Raw genomic sequence first — 18,048 nt, 5'->3', positions numbered from 1 at the left:
TCAACGCTAAACATAGTTACGTTTACCTCGTAGAATATGTTCTGTCAGAGTTTCTTCTGCTTGGCTGAAAGCCTTTTGCTTGAGTTGTTCGACAAGTTGTTGATGTTGACGTGTAGACTCAAAGTAATATTCATTACGATAAATGGGGTCTGGCTGAAAATAAACACGCTGGCGAATATTATCCGCTAAATCTAAAAAGACAGTGTTATCGAGTAACTCTAAAAAGAATCGATGAAAGCGCTCATCTTCTTTAATCCAACCTTGGTAATTATTTTCGGCAAGTAGCACTTTTTGCTGTTCAATTATCGCATCTAAGCAAGCGAAGTGTTCCTCAGTTAAATAATCACGGACGAGTTTAATTGCATGAGACTCAATGGCTAAACGTAAATCATAATTATCCCGCGTTTCTTTTAAGGACAGTTTTTGGATAAATACCCCTTTGCGTGGAATAATTTTAACCAAACCTTCATTTTGTAGCTGATATAGCGCTTCACGAATTGGAGTACGGCTCATACCAAGTTCTTCAACTAAGCTGTTTTCAGAGGTATAGCTTTCCTCGCCAAACTGCTTACTGAGAATTTTATGTTTAATAGCCGTATAGGCTTGTTGGCTGAGTGGTTTATCTTTCATCAGGATCTTGTATCAAAATTAGAAATTTCAGTGAGTATAGAAAGGAATAGATTGGTATACAAGTAAAGTACCAACTTTATATTGTTTAGATAATAAGCAAATGGCGGTTAATTATTGGTGATAATATGGATAATAAACCAGCATCCGTGCCAGTTTTGATTGCGTTAATATAATTCAGGACGGCGGTTTTCCATACAGGGCAATTTTTGACGAGTTTCAGCTGTGTGCTCGGGGGAAATTTCAGCGAAGAACACGGTTTCATCATAGCCTGCAGAAGCAATTGTTACGCCAAGAGCATCACAAATTAAGCTGCGCCCAATAAAAATATTACTGGTTTGGTCACACGCACAAACAGGTATGGTATTTTCTAGAGCACGGGCTTTTACTAGGGTTTGGTAGTGCTCTTCTTTGAGAGGACCACTGACCCAAGCTGTTGGGACTAGGAGTAAATCTGCCCCTGCTAATGCTAATTTACGGGCGACTTCTGGGAAACGCAGCTCATAGCATACTAAAATACCAATTTTCCCAAATTCGGTTTCGACAGGTTTCAATTCATTATGACTTTGAATGATATTGAGTGACTCTTGATAAGAGAATGCGTCATATAAATGCGTTTTTTGGTAATGATAAATGAGTTCCCCTTGGCGGTTTAACATAATGGTGGTGTTAAACGCGCGTTTAGGTTCATTCTCAGCCCGTTCATAAATACCACAAACCACATAAATTCCATACTCTTTTGCTGTTTTGGCTAGTTGAGAAACAAAAGGACCATCAACGTTCTCTGCGACATCCGCATAGCTGATACCACTATCCGCGGGAACAAATGCCATAAACATTTCAGGTAATAGAACTAAATCTGCTCCGCCTTGAGCCGCCTTTTGTATGGCATCACAGGCTTTTTTCAAGTTTTGTTCTTTATTAGGGCTACTGGCTAGTTGGGCAATTGCAACTTTCATGTTGGCTCCTTATTCGAAATATTTTGCAGCGCCTGAGATAGCGGCTAAGGTTTCACCTGCATCTATGCGTTTTTTGACATCAATTTCAGCATGTTGTGCATTAAGCGCGCGTTGGCGATATTCTTGCAATGTCACTTCATCAGCCACTAAAATGCCATCACCATCTGCAATAATTAAATTACCTGGGTGGATAGTGACGCCATCGACACTGATTGGCACATTGATTGCGCCTTCAATGCCTAGGATTCGAGTTGTTAGCGGACTGACTTTGTGAGCAAATACAGGGACACCAATCTCACGCAGCGCTTTGATATCAGTTACGCAACCATCGATAACAGCCCCAGCAATTTTTTTCGCTCGTGCCATATAGGACACCATCTCACCCCAACAGGCGCGGTCATAATCTCCTGACATATCAATGCAAACAACATCTCCTTCTTGAACAATATCAAAGACTTTATGTACTGCTGAAGAGTCCATATGTGGAATTCGCACAGTTACTGCGTGGCCAATGAACTGGTTTTTTTCAATTTGTGGACGTAGTGTTTTGATGAAGCCAAAATCGGTCATATGGCCAATTGTTGACGGGCAAACATCGCGGCAGCTTTCGATCACTTCTTGGCTAAAACAGGTAACTCGAGGATTTAACGTAAACATAGGGCACCTTTATTCGTTATATTAGAGTGTATGAGTAAAACTAATCTTGGTTTACAGCCGTTGCTAGAGGTTTATCAGGTTGAATGAAGAACCAGCAAATAATGGCTAAACTAATAGGTATCACGTTGAAAAGTAAGGCAACCGTCCACCCAAAGTGTTGGGCAAGCCAGCCGCATAAAATTGGAGAAATAACACCACCCAAATTGCCCCACAGATTCATCCATCCACTTACTGATCCTGCATATTGACGGCCTTTATCAGCGGCAATTGCCCACGAAGTCACAACGGGCAGGCCTAAAGCACCGAGGGCAAGGGTTAGCCATGCGACACTTACAACAGCGCTCTCCGTTTGAGCAGCACCACAAATCCCAACAATAAACAGGATAAAACCAGTAATGGCGATGTAGCCCCTTGCCACTAATTGGGAGTAGCCTTTATTGAGTAGCCAGTCAGATACTGAACCCGCGGTAAGCACAGCAATACAAATGGCTAACCATGGGAAACTTGCCGCAACACCCATTTGAGTTAGTGAAAATCCGCGTGCTTCTTGGAGGTAAGTTGGTAACCAAATCATAAATAACGTAGTCATATAGGCGACAAAAAAGTATTGAAAGCCTACAGCCCAAAATGGACGTTCTTTCATAAACTTACGCCATGGAGCTTTGACATCTTCACCGCCATTCTCACTGATTGTTCGGCCACTTTGTATAAATGCGATTTCGCTTTGTGAAATCTTAGGGTGCTGTTCTGGTTTATTGCGAGCGCAGAAGTACCAGATCAAACCAATTAAAATACCAATGACTCCAAAGATATAGAAAACAGCGTGCCAACCGAAAGAAATCATAATGAAAACAGTAAGGGTAGGAGCGATGACTGGGCCAAAATAAGAGCCTGCCAATAAGAAGCTTGCCGCTCTGGCTTTTTCATTTTGACGAAACCACCAAGTATTAAAGACAGCATTTGAAGGGTATAGAGGCGCCTCGCCAACACCAAAGAAAAAACGAACGATACATAACCAGAGGTAAGTCGGTGCAACCACCGTTAGAATGGTAAACGCAGACCAAACATATAAGCTTATTGTCGCAATTAACCGGCTGCCAAAGCGTTCCGCTAATATTCCACTTGGAATTTGTGCTAATGCATAACCAAGAGAAAATAATGCGCCTAAAAAACCAAATTGGACTTTACTCATACCTAAATCGGTCATCATATGTTCCGCAACAATGGAAATGTTGGCGCGATCCATATAGGCAATTAAACCGATAATAAAAAATATTGCTGCTAAACCCCAGCGTAAACGCCCTGGTGTGTCTTTTGCTGTAGGTGCTATCACAGAGTCTTTGTATGACATAGTCTTACCTTTTTTATTGGTCTGTAGAGGTAATTAATTTTATTGTATTTATATTGAATTCAACTTGTATACAAGATGGATGTTAATAACCCGTTATTGGCCTGTCAAAGATCTGTTTTGTTATCTGTGATTGAAATCAAAACATTTGGTGAATTTATGAGCGAGCTCATGTTTTTTCGACAAAACAATTATCAAAGATTAATTTGTTATTAATCAATCTATTATGCTTCTGAGGGAGCATGGGTAAATTAAGCGTTTGTTGCCGTGGGAAATAGTTAAATCTAGAAATGCCGACGTATTTCTAGATTTAACATAGACGTTATTTATCAATTTTCTTTTTTTTCGCCTCTTTTTGAGCGAGTTGTCTTATGCTTTTTTCTGGGGTAGGCAGATTTTCTGGCATGGTACCGCCAAGTGTTTCTCTCACTTTTTGGCCAACTTCAAAGTGAGTTTGATTCGCTTCTGTTTTACTTTGGATGTTATCTCGTTTGAGCTTTCGTTTAGCACCAGAACCAATTTCGACCATATCGATGATCTCCTCGAAATGGTCTTCAATGGCATGTCTACTTTGCAAACATGCCTCTTTTGCTTTTTCTAAAACAGGTAAGAATGCCGATATTCCGAATATTCGAGGAGTTTAGACAACTCTCTCGCTGACCAGTATTCATTTCCCGAATTATCCGTTTTTCTAATATCTTCAAAAGGCTGTTGCGGCACCATTTGACTCTCCAATTTTTGAGTAAGTGATTTTTTGGGGGAAGAAAGATAGTTTATCGTGGAGATTATTTGAGCGCCTAAGGATTTTCAAAAAATAGGATTTTTAAGGCAGTTTATGCGATTTTTATTCCAAAATTGCGGGGGGTTCCACCTATTTCAGGTTATTTGGATATTTCAGTAAAATAAAAAAAGCCAATTTACACAGAGCATTAATTGGCTTAGTCATGCATGACAGTCAGAGAGATTACTCAATATTCTGAATTTGTTCTCTCATTTGTTCGATTAATACTTTCAGTTCAACGGCGGAAGTGGTGACTTCGCTATTAATCGATTTTGATGCTAACGTATTAGACTCACGATTAAATTCTTGCATCATAAAGTCAAGGCGGCGCCCATTGGCTTCTTTTTTCTTCAAGATATTACGCGTTTCTTTAACGTGCGCTTCTAATCTATCCAATTCCTCAGCAACATCAACACGTTGGGCGAGCAAAATGAGCTCCTGTTCTAAGCGGTTGTTATCCACTTGGATTTCCGCTTCTTCGAGCTTACTTTGAAGGCGATCGCGCTGCCATTGCAGAATTTCTGGCATATGTTGACGAACTTTTGCCACTTCAACTAAAACACCATCAAGGCGTTGTTCAATTAAGGCATGCAATGAAGCACCTTCCGCTTCTCGGCTTTGGATAAAAGCATCGATAGTTTCATCTAAACCAGCCATTAACTGTTCGCTGATGGCGTCTAAATCTTGCTCGCCAGCCGACATCACACCTGGCCAACGTAAAATCTCTAGGGGGTTGATTTCACCTTCGTGGCTGTAATTTTTGACCCAATTTGCTGCGCTAATTAATTGGCGGGCTAATTGTTCATTGAGAATTAATTCGCCACGGTTTCCACCGTCTAATTCAAAACGCAGGTTACATTCCACTTTTCCGCGCGTTAAGCGTGAACGAAGGCGTTCACGAATAACGGGTTCAAGGCTTCTGAATTGCTCAGGTAAACGGATATACGTTTCTAAATAACGTTGGTTTACGGAACGCAGCTCCCAGGCCGCATTCCCCCATTCACCCTTGATATCACGGCGGGCAAAAGCGGTCATACTACGGATCATAATTCGTTCCTATTATCGATAAGATAATGGGATTATAACGCTATGAGAGATGACAGGATAGGCATTATCGTTTTAAGGACGTATAATGCGTCCCAATTTGAGTTGATAACGGAGATAACACCATGCGCCCAGCAGATAGACAAGCGGACGAAATGCGCCCGATTACCATCACGCGCAATTATACAAAACACGCAGAAGGCTCTGTTCTTATTGAGTTTGGCGACACGAAGGTGTTATGCAATGCAACGGTTGAAGAGGGTGTACCTCGCTTTTTAAAAGGTCAAGGTCAAGGTTGGGTAACCGCTGAGTACGGCATGTTACCTCGCGCAACAAATTCACGTAACCAACGTGAAGCGGCTCGTGGTAAACAAACTGGCCGTACAATGGAAATTCAACGTTTGATTGCCCGTTCATTACGTGCAGCTGTTGATCTGAAAAAATTGGGTGAATTCACCATCACTTTAGATTGTGATGTTATCCAGGCTGACGGCGGTACACGTACAGCGGCGATTTCAGGTGCTTGTGTGGCACTGGTGGATGCACTGAATAATATGGTTGCTCAGGGGAAAATTGCAAAAAGTCCTCTGAAGTCGATGGTTGCTGCAGTTTCGGTCGGGATTGTGAACCAAGAAGCGCTTTGCGACCTTGAGTACGTTGAAGACTCTGCGGCAGAAACGGACATGAACGTCGTGATGATGGATGATGGCCGTATGATTGAAGTGCAAGGCACCGCAGAAGGCGAACCATTTAGCCATGAAGAATTATTGGCTCTATTAGCATTAGCCAAAACAGGGCTCGACACCATTTTTGAAGCTCAGCGAGAAGCGCTGAAATAAATTAATGTTTAAATAGGCGGCTGAAAAGTCGCCTTTTTTATGTCTGCTAAATGGCAGATAACGCAATTAGCAAAATAACAAATTTAATATACATAATCGTCATCAATGAGGAGAATGACCAATGAAAGCCTATCAGCGCGATTTTATTGAACTTGCCATGAAAAAACAGGTATTGAAATTTGGTGAGTTTACGCTGAAATCAGGTCGAAAAAGCCCTTATTTTTTTAATGCAGGGTTATTTAATACTGGGCGTGATCTGGCACTTGTCGGTCGTTTTTATGCACAAGCGCTACAAGAGAGTGCAATTGAGTGTGATGTGATTTTTGGGCCAGCCTATAAAGGTATTCCCATTGCAACTACAATGGCAGTTGCATTGGCTGAGCATCATGATATCGATATGCCATATTGCTTTAATCGTAAGGAAGCAAAAGATCACGGAGAAGGTGGTGTATTAGTTGGTAGCCCTCTGCAAGGACGTGTTGTTGTGGTTGATGATGTGATCACTGCAGGTACTGCAATTCGTGAATCAATGGAAATTATTAAGCAGCAAAAAGCGACTCTCAATGGTGTTTTGTTGTGTTTAGACCGTCAAGAAAAAGGAAAAGGGGAAATCTCAGCCGTACAAGAGGTTGAGCGTGACTATAACTGCAAGGTTTATTCAATCATTACGATGAGTGATTTGATTACGTATCTTTCTGAACAAGAAGGTATGGAAGCACACTTAGTGGCAATGAAAGCTTATAGAGAACAGTACGGTATTTAAAAAAATCCCCTCGCCCAAAAAACGGGCGGGGTGAGTAGTACTAATAACTGTTATTGTAACTGAGCTAAAATTAAAGGCCAGCGCGCTTCAAATTCGACAGTCGGTCGGTAACGAAATTCTGAACGTACGAAGCGTGATAACATGCCTTCGCAATAAGCAAGTAATTGAGAAGCAAGTAGCGATTCATCATGGATAAAGCCATGACCATCACGTATTTTTTTCTCTTTTAACACTTGGCGCAATTGAGACTCTATTCGCTCAAACAATTGGTTAATTCGGTCTTGTAGCCTGTCTTGCTCAAACATGAGCGCATGGCCTGTCATTATACGTGTTAAGCCTGGGTTTTTCTCTGAAAACCCTAAAATTAACGCTAACATTAATTTAATTCTAATGATGGTATCTTTTTCATCATTTAAAATCAGATTGATACGCGAGACCAGTGAATCTTCAATAAACCCAATAAGACTATCAAACATTTTCATTTTACTGGGAAAATGACGATATAACGCTGCTTCTGAAACACCAACGGAGGCTGCAAGTTTTGCAGTCGTAATGCGTTGGCTACCATCACTACTTTCTAACATTAACGCAAGAGCCTGTAAGATCTCGTCACGTCTGTTACGTTTTTGTGTTGTCGCTTTTTCTGCCATGTCTAATAAGACCCCTGCTAAAACAGCAAAACAAACTATCCAAAATTTTGCTCTTAGTAAAGAGACTTACAGAGCAAAATAGGTTTAAAAATGTAGAGAGTATAAGTAAATTTTGAACAATTTCCTGTTTAGTAATATGCGACTGATTGTTTTGATTCATAAATATAGAACCTAAAGTAGGTTCTATATAGCATATTAAATATCAGAATATTTTATTTATTGGCGACCTGAGTGACCGAAACCACCTGCACCACGTTCTGTTGCATCAAAGTCGTCAACAATATTAAATTCAGCTTGAACCACAGGGACAAAAACCATTTGTGCCATGCGCTCGCCTGGCTCAACAGTAAAGGTTTTATCACCACGATTCCAAACAGAAACCATGAGTTGCCCTTGATAATCGGAGTCAATAAGTCCGACAAGATTCCCGAGTACAACACCGTGTTTATGGCCCAGCCCTGAACGGGGAAGAATAACTGCAGCGAGACTTTCATCAGCGATGTGAATCGCTAAACCTGTTGGAATTAATTCTGTTTGACCTGGCGCTAAATCAATAGGTGCATCAAGACAAGCGCGCAAGTCTAAACCTGCTGAACCTGTTGTTGCATAGGTTGGTAAAGGAAATTCATTACCGATACGGTTATCAAGGATTTTTAGGTCAATTTTTTTCATAACGTTGAAGTATCTCGTCAAGTAAATAGTGGCTTAATTCAATTTTACTGCTATGTGGCAACCGAGTCTCACCGTTGGCATCAAATAGATGTAATGCGTTGTTATCGCTATTAAAACCGTTGTCTGCAAGGGAAACATCATTGGCACAAATTAAATCTAATTGTTTTTGTTGTCGTTTTTGGCGAGCATATTCTTCCACATTTTGGGTTTCAGCTGCAAATCCCACAACATAAGGGCGATTTTTCGTAAGAGCCCCAACACTTGCGACAATGTCTGGGTTTTTCACCAGTGTAATCGTGAACTCATCGCCTTGTTTTTTTATTTTATTTTCAGCAACCGTTTTGGCTCGGTAATCTGCAACAGCAGCGCAACCAATAAAAATATCTTGCTCAGCGATAGATTGGTGCACTTTTTCATACATATCTAAGCCGCTAATCACGTTAATTCGATTAACGCTCATTGGTGTAGGGAGGTTAACTGGCCCTGAAATTAATGTCACATCAGCCCCTCGTTGGCTTGCTGCTTGTGCGATAGCAAACCCCATTTTTCCTGAGCTGTGATTGCTGATAAAACGTACTGGGTCTAGATCTTCACGAGTTGGGCCCGCAGTGATCATCAGTTTAATGCCTTGTAAATCTAGCTTAGGATTGAAATATTCACCAGCCAAACGAACAATTTCGAGCGGATCAATCATGCGGCCTGGGCCAATATCACCACAAGCTTGACTGCCATCATCAGGCCCCCAAATCATACACTGGCGTTGTTTCAATCTGATTAAATTATCTTGTGTTGCACGGGCCCGATACATTTGTTGATTCATTGCGGGTACAACGGCAATCGGCGCAGCGCTAGCAAGGCATATTGTGGTAAGCAAATCATTTGCCATACCTGCATTAAGCCTAGCAATTAAATCAGCAGTTGCTGGGGCTAAAATAATCAAGTCAGCCCATTTTGCTAATTCAATATGACCCATTGCTGCTTCAGCCGCTGGATCTAATAAATCGTCTGCGACTGGATGGCCAGAGACTGCCTGTAAAGTCAGAGGGGTAATAAAGGCTTTCGCACCTTGAGTCATGACGACACGTACGACCGCGCCTTGATCACGTAAGCGACGCGTTAGTTCTGGAATTTTATAGGCGGCGATGCCCCCACTGATACCAATAACTATCTGTTTACCCAATAGTGATAGTTGATTCATTATTTTTATCCACTTTGCTCAACATGAACGGCATATTACCACATTGCACGTTTAGGTGGCGCGCTCGATTTTGCATCAACTTATTATTTTTGCGAAGCGCTACGCAAAGCCTTATGAGCGCAATTGTGATTCACTGAAAACTCGATAAAAGTGGTGAGAGAGAATTCAAGGACGAATAATATCATGAATGAACACCAAAACTTACCGCCCAGAGAGAAGCTACTTGCTTATGGTGCAGCAGCGCTCTCGGATGCCGAATTATTAGCGATTTTTTTGCGAACGGGGAGCCAAGGAGAGCCAGTTTTGAAACTTGCTGAACGGCTAATTAAGGAGTTCGGTTCTTTGTATTTATTAATTCAAGCCGATTATACGAAGCTAATACAATGTAAAGGTATGGGAAGCTGTAAATTCACGCAGTTGCAAGCCATTAGCGAGTTGGCTCGTCGTTTTTTTTCGGAGCAATTTCTGCATGAGGATGTAATGAGTGGGCCTGACCTCCTAAAATCTAGATTGCTTGATTTGTTTGCGGGGCAAGAACGCGAAGTCTTTATTGTGTTATTTTTAAATACTCAAAATCAAATTATTTGTTATGAAGAAATGTTTAAGGGCACATTAAACCGCGTTGAAGTTCATCCAAGGGAAATTATTCGTTTTGCAATAAAAATGAATGCAAGTTCAATCATTTTAGCGCATAACCACCCATCAGGTAATCCTGAACCCAGCGCCGCAGATAGAGAAGTCACTGAACGGATCCAGAGCGCTTGTTCCATTATGGGAGTGAAATTACTCGACCATTTTGTTGTTGGGCACAAACGATGCGTCTCCTTTGCAGAGCGAGGGTGGCTGTAAAATCATTTTTTGCCTAAAAAATGACAACTTTTACGTTGTTGGGCTTGAGTGAAAACGATTGAAAGCGTATACTACGCCACCTTTAAGGATCTTGGGTTTGGCGAGAAGGGCCTATCTCAGTAAATTTTTTACTTAGGTATAAACGGTTTTTTCAGTCACTAAAAGTTTGCTGAGATGGGCTCCTAAGCCTGACGAGGCGGCCATACCCAGAACAAAAAAGCTCGAGCTGATTAGATTTTTGGAGAATAGACATGTCACGAGTCTGCCAAGTTACCGGCAAGCGTCCAATGAGCGGTAACAACCGTTCACACGCATTAAATGCGACCAAACGTCGTTTTTTGCCAAACCTGCACTCTCACCGTTTCTGGGTTGAGTCTGAGAAACGTTTCGTAACACTGCGTGTATCTGCTAAAGGTATGCGTGTTATCGATAAAAAGGGTATTGATGCTGTTCTTGCTGAACTGCGTACCCGTGGTGAGAAGTACTAAGGAGCTAAAAAATGGCTAAAGGTATTCGCGAGAAAATCAAGCTGGTTTCTTCTGAAGGTACAGGTCACTTCTATACCACTACGAAGAACAAGCGCACAATGCCAGAAAAACTGGAACTGAAAAAATTCGATCCAGTTGTTCGTAAGCATGTGATCTACAAAGAAGCAAAAATCAAATAATTTTGCTTTCTGCGTTAAAAACTCAGCCTAGGCTGAGTTTTTTTTTGCCTAAATTTTAATTGAATGGAGATATGCGCACAGGAGGCTATGACCATTATTCTGAAAGTAGTAACATAGCGAATATTGATTGAATTAATGATGATATTTATTGTCGAATATCTATCGTCTTTTACTTTTTATACATAGACCTGACTAAGAGTGCCTGGTGAAAAAACAGTTTAAAAAAATTCTTGTTATCAAGATGCGGTTTCATGGGGACATGTTGCTGACAACGCCAGTTATCAGTTCATTAAAACACCAATATCCTGATGCTGAAATTGATGTTTTGCTTTATCAGGATACGCTCCCTATCCTATCTGAAAACAGCGAAATTAATGCGCTATATGGGATGGCAAATAAAAAAAGTAGTGGGATAAGTAAAGCGTGCAATTTTATTAAATTGCTTTTAGTGCTGCGTAAAAATAAATACGATTTGGTTGTTAATTTAGCAGATCAGTGGATGGTAAGTTTACTGGTGCGTTCAATTCCTGCGGGAACAAAAATTTCGCACCAGTTTAGTCATCGTGATTCTAAATATTGGCGTAACAGCTTCACGCATTTAACTATCCCCGAAGGGGAGCATGTTGTTTTAAATAATTTATCTGTGCTTAAACCGTTAGAATTAAAAGAACTTAAAACAAATCTAACGATGTCTTACACAGCGGATGATTGGAAAAATATTGACCAAAGGCTATTAGACTTAGGCGTGCATAGCAGCTATGTGGTTATTCAGCCAACAGCGCGGCAAATTTTTAAGTGCTGGGATGATGAGAAATTCTCTGAAGTCATTGATGCATTGCAATCGCGTGGTTACCAAGTGGTATTAACTTCTGGGCCAAGCAAGGAAGATCTTGAATGTGTCAATAATATTGCGAATGGTTGCCGAACAAAGCCAGTGATTGAATTAGCGGGTAAAACGACGTTTCCTGAACTTGGCGCATTGATTGCCCATGCTGCATTATTTATTGGTGTAGATTCAGCACCGATGCATATAGCCGCAGCTGTAAATACACCAATTGTGTGTCTTTTTGGCGCAACTAATCACATATTTTGGCGCCCATGGACGGATAATGCAGTACAATTTTGGGCGGGTGATTACGAAGCAATGCCACCACGGGATGAATTGGATAGAAATAAAAAATATCTTTCGATTATTCCTGCCTCAGATGTGATTAAAGCAACGGAAAAATTGTTGCCAATGAATATCCGTTCCATGATGACAAGGTATTAATATGAAATTGGCATTTTGCTTGTATAAATACTTCCCTTTTGGTGGTTTACAGCGCGATTTTTTGCGCATTGCGACAGAATGCCAATCACGGGGTCATCATATTCGAGTGTATACCCAATCATGGGAAGGCGAAAAACCTGATGGGTTTGAGGTTGTCATTGTCCCCGTGTCTTCAAGCACCAATCATGGTCGAAATGCACAGTATTGTGACTGGGTACTCGCAAATATTAAGCAGCACCCTGTTGACCGTATTGTTGGCTTTAATAAGATGCCTGGTTTGGATGTTTATTATGCTGCGGATGTGTGTTATGCACAGAAAGTTGCTGAAGAAAAAGGTTTTTTCTATAAACTGACACCACGTTATAAGCATTATGCGGCATTCGAAAAAGCCGTTTTTGATGTGGACAAACCCACACAACTATTAATGTTAACACCACATCAAATCAAACATTTCAAAAAGCACTACCAAACTGAAGATGTGCGTTTCCATATGTTGCCACCAGGTATTGCTTTGGATCGTAAATACGATAAGCAAATTACTGATGCAAAACGGATTTATCGCCAAAAGAACCAAATCCCAGAATCTGCGTTTTTGCTATTGCAAGTAGGCTCTGACTTTAAGCGTAAAGGTGTTGACCGTACGTTAAGGGCTCTTGCTGCACTACCAGAGAACATCAAGAAAAACACACTGCTGATGGTGGTAGGCCAAGATAAACCGTCAAAATACCAGCAGTTAGCACAATCATTAGGTATTAGCCAGCAGGTATCTTTCTTTAGTGGGCGTAATGATATTGCAGAATTAATGGCTGCGGCCGATATCTTAATGCACCCTGCGTACCAAGAGGCTGCGGGTATTGTCTTATTGGAAGCGATTACTGCGGGCTTACCTATTATTGTTACTGAAGTGTGTGGTTACGCCTCGTTTATTCAAAAAGCGCAATGTGGAGTCGTTATTAACGAACCTTTTGAGCAATCAGAACTCAATTATGCGTTACAAAATGGTTTAGAAGAGACAGAAAAGCGCATGACGTGGGTTAAAAATGCCCAAAAGTTTGCAGATACGGAAGACTTATATAGTCTACCGCAAAAGGCAGCTGATATTATTTTAGGATGCCAAAATGATTGAATTAAAATCACCTTTTGATGAGCTTTGGAAAAATAAAGATCCATTTATTGAAGCGGATAAACTGCAAGGTGAGGTTTTTCGTGCATTAGAGACCCGAAAAACGCTACGTTTTGAGGTTGAAAGTCGCAGTTATTTTATCAAAATTCATTATGGTACAACCTTAAAAGAAGTCCTGAAAAATCTGATTTCTTTTCGGTTGCCTGTTTTAGGTGCAGATAGAGAATGGAATGCGATTCATCGGCTTACACAAGTGGGTGTCGATACGATGAATGGACGTGCCTTTGGGCAAAAAGGGGTAAATCCGCTGCGTCGCCATTCATTTATTATTACAGAAGACTTAACGCCAACCATTAGCTTGGAAGATTATTGTGCAAATTGGTTAAATGAGCCCCCGTTATTTCGTACGAAACAAATGATTATTCGCCGAGTTGCTGACATGGTTCGTGGTATGCATAAAGCGGGTATTAATCATCGTGACTGTTATATTTGCCATTTTCTACTCCATTTACCTTTCACCGAAAATGAAGGTGATTTAAAAATATCCGTGATTGATTTGCACCGCGCACAACTGAGAAAATCAGTCCCAATGCGTTGGCGTGACAAAGATTTAATTGGCCTCTATTATTCTTCGCTAAATATTGGGCTTACCCAACGTGATATTTTTCGTTTTATGAAGATTTATTTTTCCTTACCATTAAAAGAAATTTTAAAAAAAGAGCAAGCACTTATTGGAAAAGTCAGTCGTAAAGCTGAAAAGATAAAAGAACGTACGATTAGAAAGTCATTGTAAATACAATCGAAATTAGAGAGATAGAATAATGTTCTTCAATAAGGAAAATGCAGTTACAAAACAGATTGATTTATCATCATCTGATACGGTTATTGGTGATGGTAGCTTGCATGTTTCGTATGGTATTGACCGTAATTTTTTATATGGTTGTGGGATTTCCATCGCATCATTATTAAAAGCAAATTCTGATATTTCATTCTCATTTCATGTTTTTACAGACTATTTTGATGATGAACAATCTCGATTGTTTAAGGCGCTTGCAGAACAATACAAAACTAGTATTAAAATATATCTTATTGATTGTGAACAACTAAGATCATTACCGAGTACTAAGAACTGGTCCTATGCTACCTATTTTAGGTTTATTATTGCGGATTATTTTTCGAATCAATTAGAACGAATGATCTACATGGATGCGGATATTATGTGCCAAGGCTCATTGAAACCGCTATTAGATATTCAGTTTGAACAAGATGAGATTGCAGCAGTAGTACCAGAAAGAGACAAGGTATGGTGGCAAAAGCGGGCCGATGCTTTAGGGATCCCAAGTATTGCTTCTGGCTATTTTAATGCAGGTTTTTTGGTTCTTAATTTAGTCAATTGGTCAAAATTTGATATATCGACTAAGGCAATGGAATTACTTTCTCAAGAGACCGTTAAAGCGAAACTATCTTATCTCGATCAGGATATTTTAAATATGCTCTTAACAGAGAAAGTTATTTATCTTGATGGGAAATATAACACCCAATACAGCATCAACTATGAGCTACAAAAAGGTAAAAAAGAAAATCCAATAACATCTGATACTGTTTTGATCCATTATATTGGACCGACTAAGCCTTGGCATGAATGGGCCAATTACCCCACTACTCAGCCTTTTATAGATGCAAAAAATGTATCTCCATGGAAAGATATTCCCTTATTAAAAGCGAAGAGTAGTAATCATTTACGCTATTGTGCGAAGCATATGATAAAAAAACAGAAGTATTATCACGGGATAGTTGGCTATATTCGATATTTCATTAGTAAAATAAAGTAATAATAGGTGCTGATGTGAACTTAATAAAAGAAAAGATAGAGCTGGGAAAAAGTGGAATAGAAGCAGATCTGCATATTGCATATGGTGTGGATAAAGGATTTTTATTTGGCTCTGGAATATCTATGAACTCTATTATTTTAAATAATAGAGATATATGTTTAAAATTTTATTTATTTACTGATTATATTGATGATGATTTTTTAGAGAAACTCAAAGAGTTAGTATTAAATGAAAATGTAAGTATTGATTTGTATATTCTAAACTCTGGAGAGCTTAAAAAGCTTCCTACATCACATGTATGGTCATACGCGACTTATTTTAGATTTTTTATCTTTGATCATTTATGCAAAGTGATTCCATCAATTCTTTATTTAGATGCTGATGTATTTTGTAAGGGAAGTTTAGTTGATTATACTCGCATTGACTTTCAAGATGAGTATGCAGCAGTAATACCAGATGTCCCTAGTATGCAAGAGTCTTGTGAATCAAGGTTAAAAATATCAGGATTAAAAAACAAATATTTTAATGCTGGGGTAATCTTCTTAAACTTAAAAAAATGGGACAATGTTCAGTTTACAAAAAAAGCATTTAAGTTAATTACAGAAAATCATACGGGGAAGCCATTAAAGTATTTAGATCAAGACGCACTAAATATTTTATTTAATCAAAATAATATTTATCTCTCAAGGGATTATAACAGTATATATACGTTGAAAAATGAATTGGAAAAAGCTAACTATAAGGATTTCATTAAAGCCTCAACTAAGCTTATCCATTATACAGGAGCGACTAAGCCTTGGCATTACTGGGCCATCAATTACCCTGCCAGTGAAACATTTAAAATAGCATTTGATGATTCACCGTGGAAAAGTAGCTTACTAATAAGTGCAAAGAAAAAGCCTGAGTATCAAGAAAGATACAAGCATGAGTTTCATCAGGGTAAGTTCTTTAAGGGGATATATAGCTTGATTCAATATAAATTATTCAAGTGAAAATAAGGCTAGTGAGAACACTCACTAACCTTACCCTTTATTTACTTCGTATATCAATTATTAGGTCATCGTCATTTCCATCTCTTAACTGCTGAAAATGATATTTTAATGCCTCATTATCATTATGAGTAGAATATAAACTATAGTGAGGGTCGATTTTTTTATTCTGAATATTAAGCCAATTCGCTAATCCAGAAGTAAAAAAATTACCAGCTTTATAAGATATTATACGATCTTTTTTCTGGCTATCTGAGTTGAATATGATGAGTGGTATATTTAATACTTTGCTAGAGACATTACTGAGATTTAATTTTATTTCATCATTAATCATGGTATGCGAAACACCATGGTCTGCAAAGTATAACATTGAAAAACTACGATTATTTTCTTTTTCTTGTATTTTTAATATATTATAAATTGATTCAAGGATATTGTCTGTTTTTTCGATACTTGAGACATAACATGAGATATTCGTATATTTTTTATCTTTAGTGACATATTTATTTTCATAATCTTCAATACGTGCACAAGCATCAGGGTGAGAACCATATAAATGGATGACAAATAACCGTTTTTGATTCTTATTTACTTTTTCTTCTAATTCATCTTTAAACATATTTACTAAGCTAAAGTCACTTGAATCGTTGGAGTTAAAGGCCCCCATCTTGTTGAACTTTTTAACATCACTCCTTTTGGCGATAAACGTTATTGGTGTATCAAATTCACCAAGAAAACCTTGATTTGAAATCCAGTAAACTTTATAGCCAGCTGATTTTGCTAAATCAACAAAATTTTGCCCATAGTTGGGTTCCCAGCTTTCTGTACTTGATTGTGTTAACATTACGCGTAACGAAGAAACGGTATTGGTTCCACCAGAAGTTAAACCTTCAACTATTATACCATTAGTTTTATTGATAAATGGGGTGTTATCTATTGGGTACCCATAAGCGCTCATATAATCTCGGCGAACACTCTCGCCGATAACTAAAACATAGTCATCATATTGAGTCCTATCCTTTATTAATGTTGATTTTCCCCATTCACTATTTTTAGTGAACTCACTGAGGCTATCAACTTCTTTTTTTACATTTAGTGTTGATTGATACATATTATCAAAAAGTTTAAAAGGAGACTGGTTTATCAATGCAAGAATAGCTAAGCAAACAAGTAGTGTTTTATTTTTATAAAAGTATATTCCATTCTTAACGGTTATCTTTCGATAGAAAATAAACCCAGCTACAATCACTATTGAAAAAAGATAATTTTTTATCGGAATTTGAGTGAAAAATTCTTTGGACTCCATCGCATCTGTAGCAATAACAGATGAAATATATTGATAAGTAGGCTCACCGAAGTTTAAGCCAATAGGCGTGTATATAGCATTAACCAATACAATTGGAAATCCTATGTACCAGTAAGATTTATTTGAAGAGCTTAATATAATAATTAAAAAACAAACTAACGTTATTTCCCTTACTGTAGGGTGTGCATTCCCCGAGCCTAGTAACATAAGTTTAGCTATAGAGGCTAGGATAATTAAGGAAAATAAAACCAATAAGGTTTTTTTTAACTCTGGTTTTTGTATCATAGAGCAGCCATGTGATTAAAAATAAAACTGTTATACTCGTTAGTCATTGAGCTTATTGTATTTTTATAGAGTATGTTTTGTATAATGCTTTACTTCGTGATTATAAAGGAAAACTAAAGTATTTACACGAGTAAAAGGGGACTACTTAGAGTTATGGGTATTGTGTTTACTAATGAATAAAGGTGAGCT

At 38.8% G+C, this 18,048-nt stretch carries 19 protein-coding genes and 1 pseudogene; 10 read left to right on the top strand and 10 right to left on the bottom strand.

What is annotated here, in order from left to right; all coding sequences use genetic code 11:
• Positions 1-6: 6 nt before the first annotated feature.
• From AABS66_RS15030 to AABS66_RS15005, 6 genes and pseudogenes are all read right to left on the bottom strand, one after another.
• Complete coding sequence (locus tag AABS66_RS15030; RefSeq protein WP_430225120.1) at positions 7-630, bottom strand: GntR family transcriptional regulator; 624 nt, start codon at positions 628-630, stop codon at positions 7-9.
• A 164-nt stretch (positions 631-794) separates the two neighbouring features.
• Positions 795-1,586, bottom strand: coding sequence for a carbon-nitrogen hydrolase family protein (locus AABS66_RS15025; protein ID WP_206085684.1), 792 nt, complete (start codon positions 1,584-1,586; stop codon positions 795-797).
• A gap of 9 nt (positions 1,587-1,595) precedes the next feature.
• Positions 1,596-2,243, bottom strand: coding sequence for an RraA family protein (locus AABS66_RS15020; RefSeq protein WP_206085685.1), 648 nt, complete (start codon positions 2,241-2,243; stop codon positions 1,596-1,598).
• A gap of 40 nt (positions 2,244-2,283) precedes the next feature.
• A complete protein-coding gene (locus AABS66_RS15015; protein WP_430225119.1) occupies positions 2,284-3,594 on the bottom strand; it encodes an MFS transporter in 1,311 nt (436 codons plus the stop codon).
• Positions 3,595-3,913: 319 nt separating this feature from the next.
• Positions 3,914-4,314 (bottom strand): annotated as a pseudogene (locus AABS66_RS15010) (hypothetical protein).
• Positions 4,315-4,555: 241 nt separating this feature from the next.
• On the bottom strand, positions 4,556-5,419 hold the full coding sequence (locus AABS66_RS15005) for a YicC/YloC family endoribonuclease (protein ID WP_272539971.1): 864 nt from the start codon (positions 5,417-5,419) through the stop codon (positions 4,556-4,558).
• A 122-nt stretch (positions 5,420-5,541) separates the two neighbouring features.
• Between AABS66_RS15005 and rph the strand changes: the two genes are divergently transcribed.
• Both rph and pyrE read left to right on the top strand, forming a co-directional pair.
• Positions 5,542-6,255 carry a ribonuclease PH gene (gene rph, locus AABS66_RS15000; protein ID WP_206085691.1) on the top strand — a complete coding sequence of 238 codons (714 nt, stop codon included), beginning with the start codon at positions 5,542-5,544 and terminating at the stop codon, positions 6,253-6,255.
• Between the two features lie 121 nt (positions 6,256-6,376).
• On the top strand, positions 6,377-7,018 hold the full coding sequence (gene pyrE, locus AABS66_RS14995) for an orotate phosphoribosyltransferase (RefSeq protein ID WP_206085693.1): 642 nt from the start codon (positions 6,377-6,379) through the stop codon (positions 7,016-7,018).
• Between the two features lie 50 nt (positions 7,019-7,068).
• Here the strand turns inward: pyrE and slmA are convergent, their stop codons facing one another.
• From slmA to coaBC, 3 genes are all read right to left on the bottom strand, one after another.
• Entirely contained in the window at positions 7,069-7,668 is a 600-nt protein-coding gene (gene slmA / locus AABS66_RS14990; RefSeq protein ID WP_206085700.1) for a nucleoid occlusion factor SlmA, read from the bottom strand.
• A 216-nt stretch (positions 7,669-7,884) separates the two neighbouring features.
• Positions 7,885-8,340, bottom strand: a complete 456-nt coding sequence (dut, locus tag AABS66_RS14985; protein ID WP_206085702.1) for a dUTP diphosphatase — start codon at positions 8,338-8,340, stop codon at positions 7,885-7,887.
• Positions 8,327-9,538 (bottom strand): bifunctional phosphopantothenoylcysteine decarboxylase/phosphopantothenate--cysteine ligase CoaBC, encoded by a 1,212-nt coding sequence (coaBC, locus tag AABS66_RS14980; protein WP_371007480.1) that lies wholly within the window; start codon positions 9,536-9,538, stop codon positions 8,327-8,329. Before coaBC ends, dut begins: the two co-directional genes overlap by 14 nt.
• A 183-nt stretch (positions 9,539-9,721) precedes the next feature.
• Between coaBC and radC the strand changes: the two genes are divergently transcribed.
• The 8 genes from radC to AABS66_RS14940 all read left to right on the top strand — a co-directional run bounded on the left by radC (position 9,722) and on the right by AABS66_RS14940 (position 16,271).
• Positions 9,722-10,387 (top strand): RadC family protein, encoded by a 666-nt coding sequence (gene radC / locus AABS66_RS14975; RefSeq protein ID WP_272539969.1) that lies wholly within the window; start codon positions 9,722-9,724, stop codon positions 10,385-10,387.
• 251 nt (positions 10,388-10,638) lie between these two features.
• The gene (rpmB, locus tag AABS66_RS14970) at positions 10,639-10,875 is read left to right on the top strand and encodes a 50S ribosomal protein L28 (protein ID WP_004265123.1); all 237 of its coding nucleotides are present in this window, start codon (positions 10,639-10,641) and stop codon (positions 10,873-10,875) included.
• 11 nt (positions 10,876-10,886) lie between these two features.
• Positions 10,887-11,054, top strand: coding sequence for a 50S ribosomal protein L33 (gene rpmG / locus AABS66_RS14965; RefSeq protein WP_004265124.1), 168 nt, complete (start codon positions 10,887-10,889; stop codon positions 11,052-11,054).
• A gap of 205 nt (positions 11,055-11,259) precedes the next feature.
• Positions 11,260-12,324 (top strand): lipopolysaccharide core heptosyltransferase RfaQ, encoded by a 1,065-nt coding sequence (gene rfaQ / locus AABS66_RS14960; protein WP_272539968.1) that lies wholly within the window; start codon positions 11,260-11,262, stop codon positions 12,322-12,324.
• Between the two features lies 1 nt (position 12,325).
• Positions 12,326-13,450, top strand: a complete 1,125-nt coding sequence (locus tag AABS66_RS14955) for a glycosyltransferase family 4 protein (protein WP_206085717.1) — start codon at positions 12,326-12,328, stop codon at positions 13,448-13,450.
• On the top strand, positions 13,443-14,240 hold the full coding sequence (gene rfaP, locus AABS66_RS14950) for a lipopolysaccharide core heptose(I) kinase RfaP (RefSeq protein ID WP_206085719.1): 798 nt from the start codon (positions 13,443-13,445) through the stop codon (positions 14,238-14,240). The genes AABS66_RS14955 and rfaP overlap by 8 nt, the downstream gene beginning before the upstream one ends.
• A gap of 28 nt (positions 14,241-14,268) precedes the next feature.
• On the top strand, positions 14,269-15,279 hold the full coding sequence (gene waaO / locus AABS66_RS14945; RefSeq protein WP_404461752.1) for a lipopolysaccharide 3-alpha-galactosyltransferase: 1,011 nt from the start codon (positions 14,269-14,271) through the stop codon (positions 15,277-15,279).
• Between the two features lie 14 nt (positions 15,280-15,293).
• The gene (locus tag AABS66_RS14940) at positions 15,294-16,271 is read left to right on the top strand and encodes a glycosyltransferase family 8 protein (RefSeq protein ID WP_353168414.1); all 978 of its coding nucleotides are present in this window, start codon (positions 15,294-15,296) and stop codon (positions 16,269-16,271) included.
• Between the two features lie 37 nt (positions 16,272-16,308).
• Here AABS66_RS14940 and AABS66_RS14935 read toward each other — a convergent pair whose 3' ends face one another.
• Positions 16,309-17,859 (bottom strand): phosphoethanolamine transferase, encoded by a 1,551-nt coding sequence (locus AABS66_RS14935; RefSeq protein ID WP_371007483.1) that lies wholly within the window; start codon positions 17,857-17,859, stop codon positions 16,309-16,311.
• Between the last annotated feature and the right edge of the window lie 189 nt (positions 17,860-18,048).

The sequence above is a fragment of the Providencia sp. SP181 genome (genome assembly GCF_050446505.1).
Taxonomy (GTDB): Bacteria; Pseudomonadota; Gammaproteobacteria; order Enterobacterales; family Enterobacteriaceae; genus Providencia; species Providencia vermicola.
The sequence above is the reverse complement of the archived record's forward strand: the minus strand, read 5'-3'. Positions and strand labels throughout refer to the sequence as shown.

What these genes read in the sequence shown, in the direction of transcription:
- AABS66_RS15030 (WP_430225120.1), bottom strand. Translation starts at nt 630, where the DNA reads ATGAAAGATAAACCACTCAGCCAACAAGCCTATACGGCTATTAAACAT.
- AABS66_RS15025 (WP_206085684.1), bottom strand. Translation starts at nt 1,586, where the DNA reads ATGAAAGTTGCAATTGCCCAACTAGCCAGTAGCCCTAATAAAGAACAA.
- AABS66_RS15020 (WP_206085685.1), bottom strand. Translation starts at nt 2,243, where the DNA reads ATGTTTACGTTAAATCCTCGAGTTACCTGTTTTAGCCAAGAAGTGATC.
- AABS66_RS15015 (WP_430225119.1), bottom strand. Translation starts at nt 3,594, where the DNA reads ATGTCATACAAAGACTCTGTGATAGCACCTACAGCAAAAGACACACCA.
- AABS66_RS15005 (WP_272539971.1), bottom strand. Translation starts at nt 5,419, where the DNA reads ATGATCCGTAGTATGACCGCTTTTGCCCGCCGTGATATCAAGGGTGAA.
- rph (WP_206085691.1), top strand. Translation starts at nt 5,542, where the DNA reads ATGCGCCCAGCAGATAGACAAGCGGACGAAATGCGCCCGATTACCATC.
- pyrE (WP_206085693.1), top strand. Translation starts at nt 6,377, where the DNA reads ATGAAAGCCTATCAGCGCGATTTTATTGAACTTGCCATGAAAAAACAG.
- slmA (WP_206085700.1), bottom strand. Translation starts at nt 7,668, where the DNA reads ATGGCAGAAAAAGCGACAACACAAAAACGTAACAGACGTGACGAGATC.
- dut (WP_206085702.1), bottom strand. Translation starts at nt 8,340, where the DNA reads ATGAAAAAAATTGACCTAAAAATCCTTGATAACCGTATCGGTAATGAA.
- coaBC (WP_371007480.1), bottom strand. Translation starts at nt 9,538, where the DNA reads ATGAATCAACTATCACTATTGGGTAAACAGATAGTTATTGGTATCAGT.
- radC (WP_272539969.1), top strand. Translation starts at nt 9,722, where the DNA reads ATGAATGAACACCAAAACTTACCGCCCAGAGAGAAGCTACTTGCTTAT.
- rpmB (WP_004265123.1), top strand. Translation starts at nt 10,639, where the DNA reads ATGTCACGAGTCTGCCAAGTTACCGGCAAGCGTCCAATGAGCGGTAAC.
- rpmG (WP_004265124.1), top strand. Translation starts at nt 10,887, where the DNA reads ATGGCTAAAGGTATTCGCGAGAAAATCAAGCTGGTTTCTTCTGAAGGT.
- AABS66_RS14955 (WP_206085717.1), top strand. Translation starts at nt 12,326, where the DNA reads ATGAAATTGGCATTTTGCTTGTATAAATACTTCCCTTTTGGTGGTTTA.
- rfaP (WP_206085719.1), top strand. Translation starts at nt 13,443, where the DNA reads ATGATTGAATTAAAATCACCTTTTGATGAGCTTTGGAAAAATAAAGAT.
- waaO (WP_404461752.1), top strand. Translation starts at nt 14,269, where the DNA reads ATGTTCTTCAATAAGGAAAATGCAGTTACAAAACAGATTGATTTATCA.
- AABS66_RS14935 (WP_371007483.1), bottom strand. Translation starts at nt 17,859, where the DNA reads ATGATACAAAAACCAGAGTTAAAAAAAACCTTATTGGTTTTATTTTCC.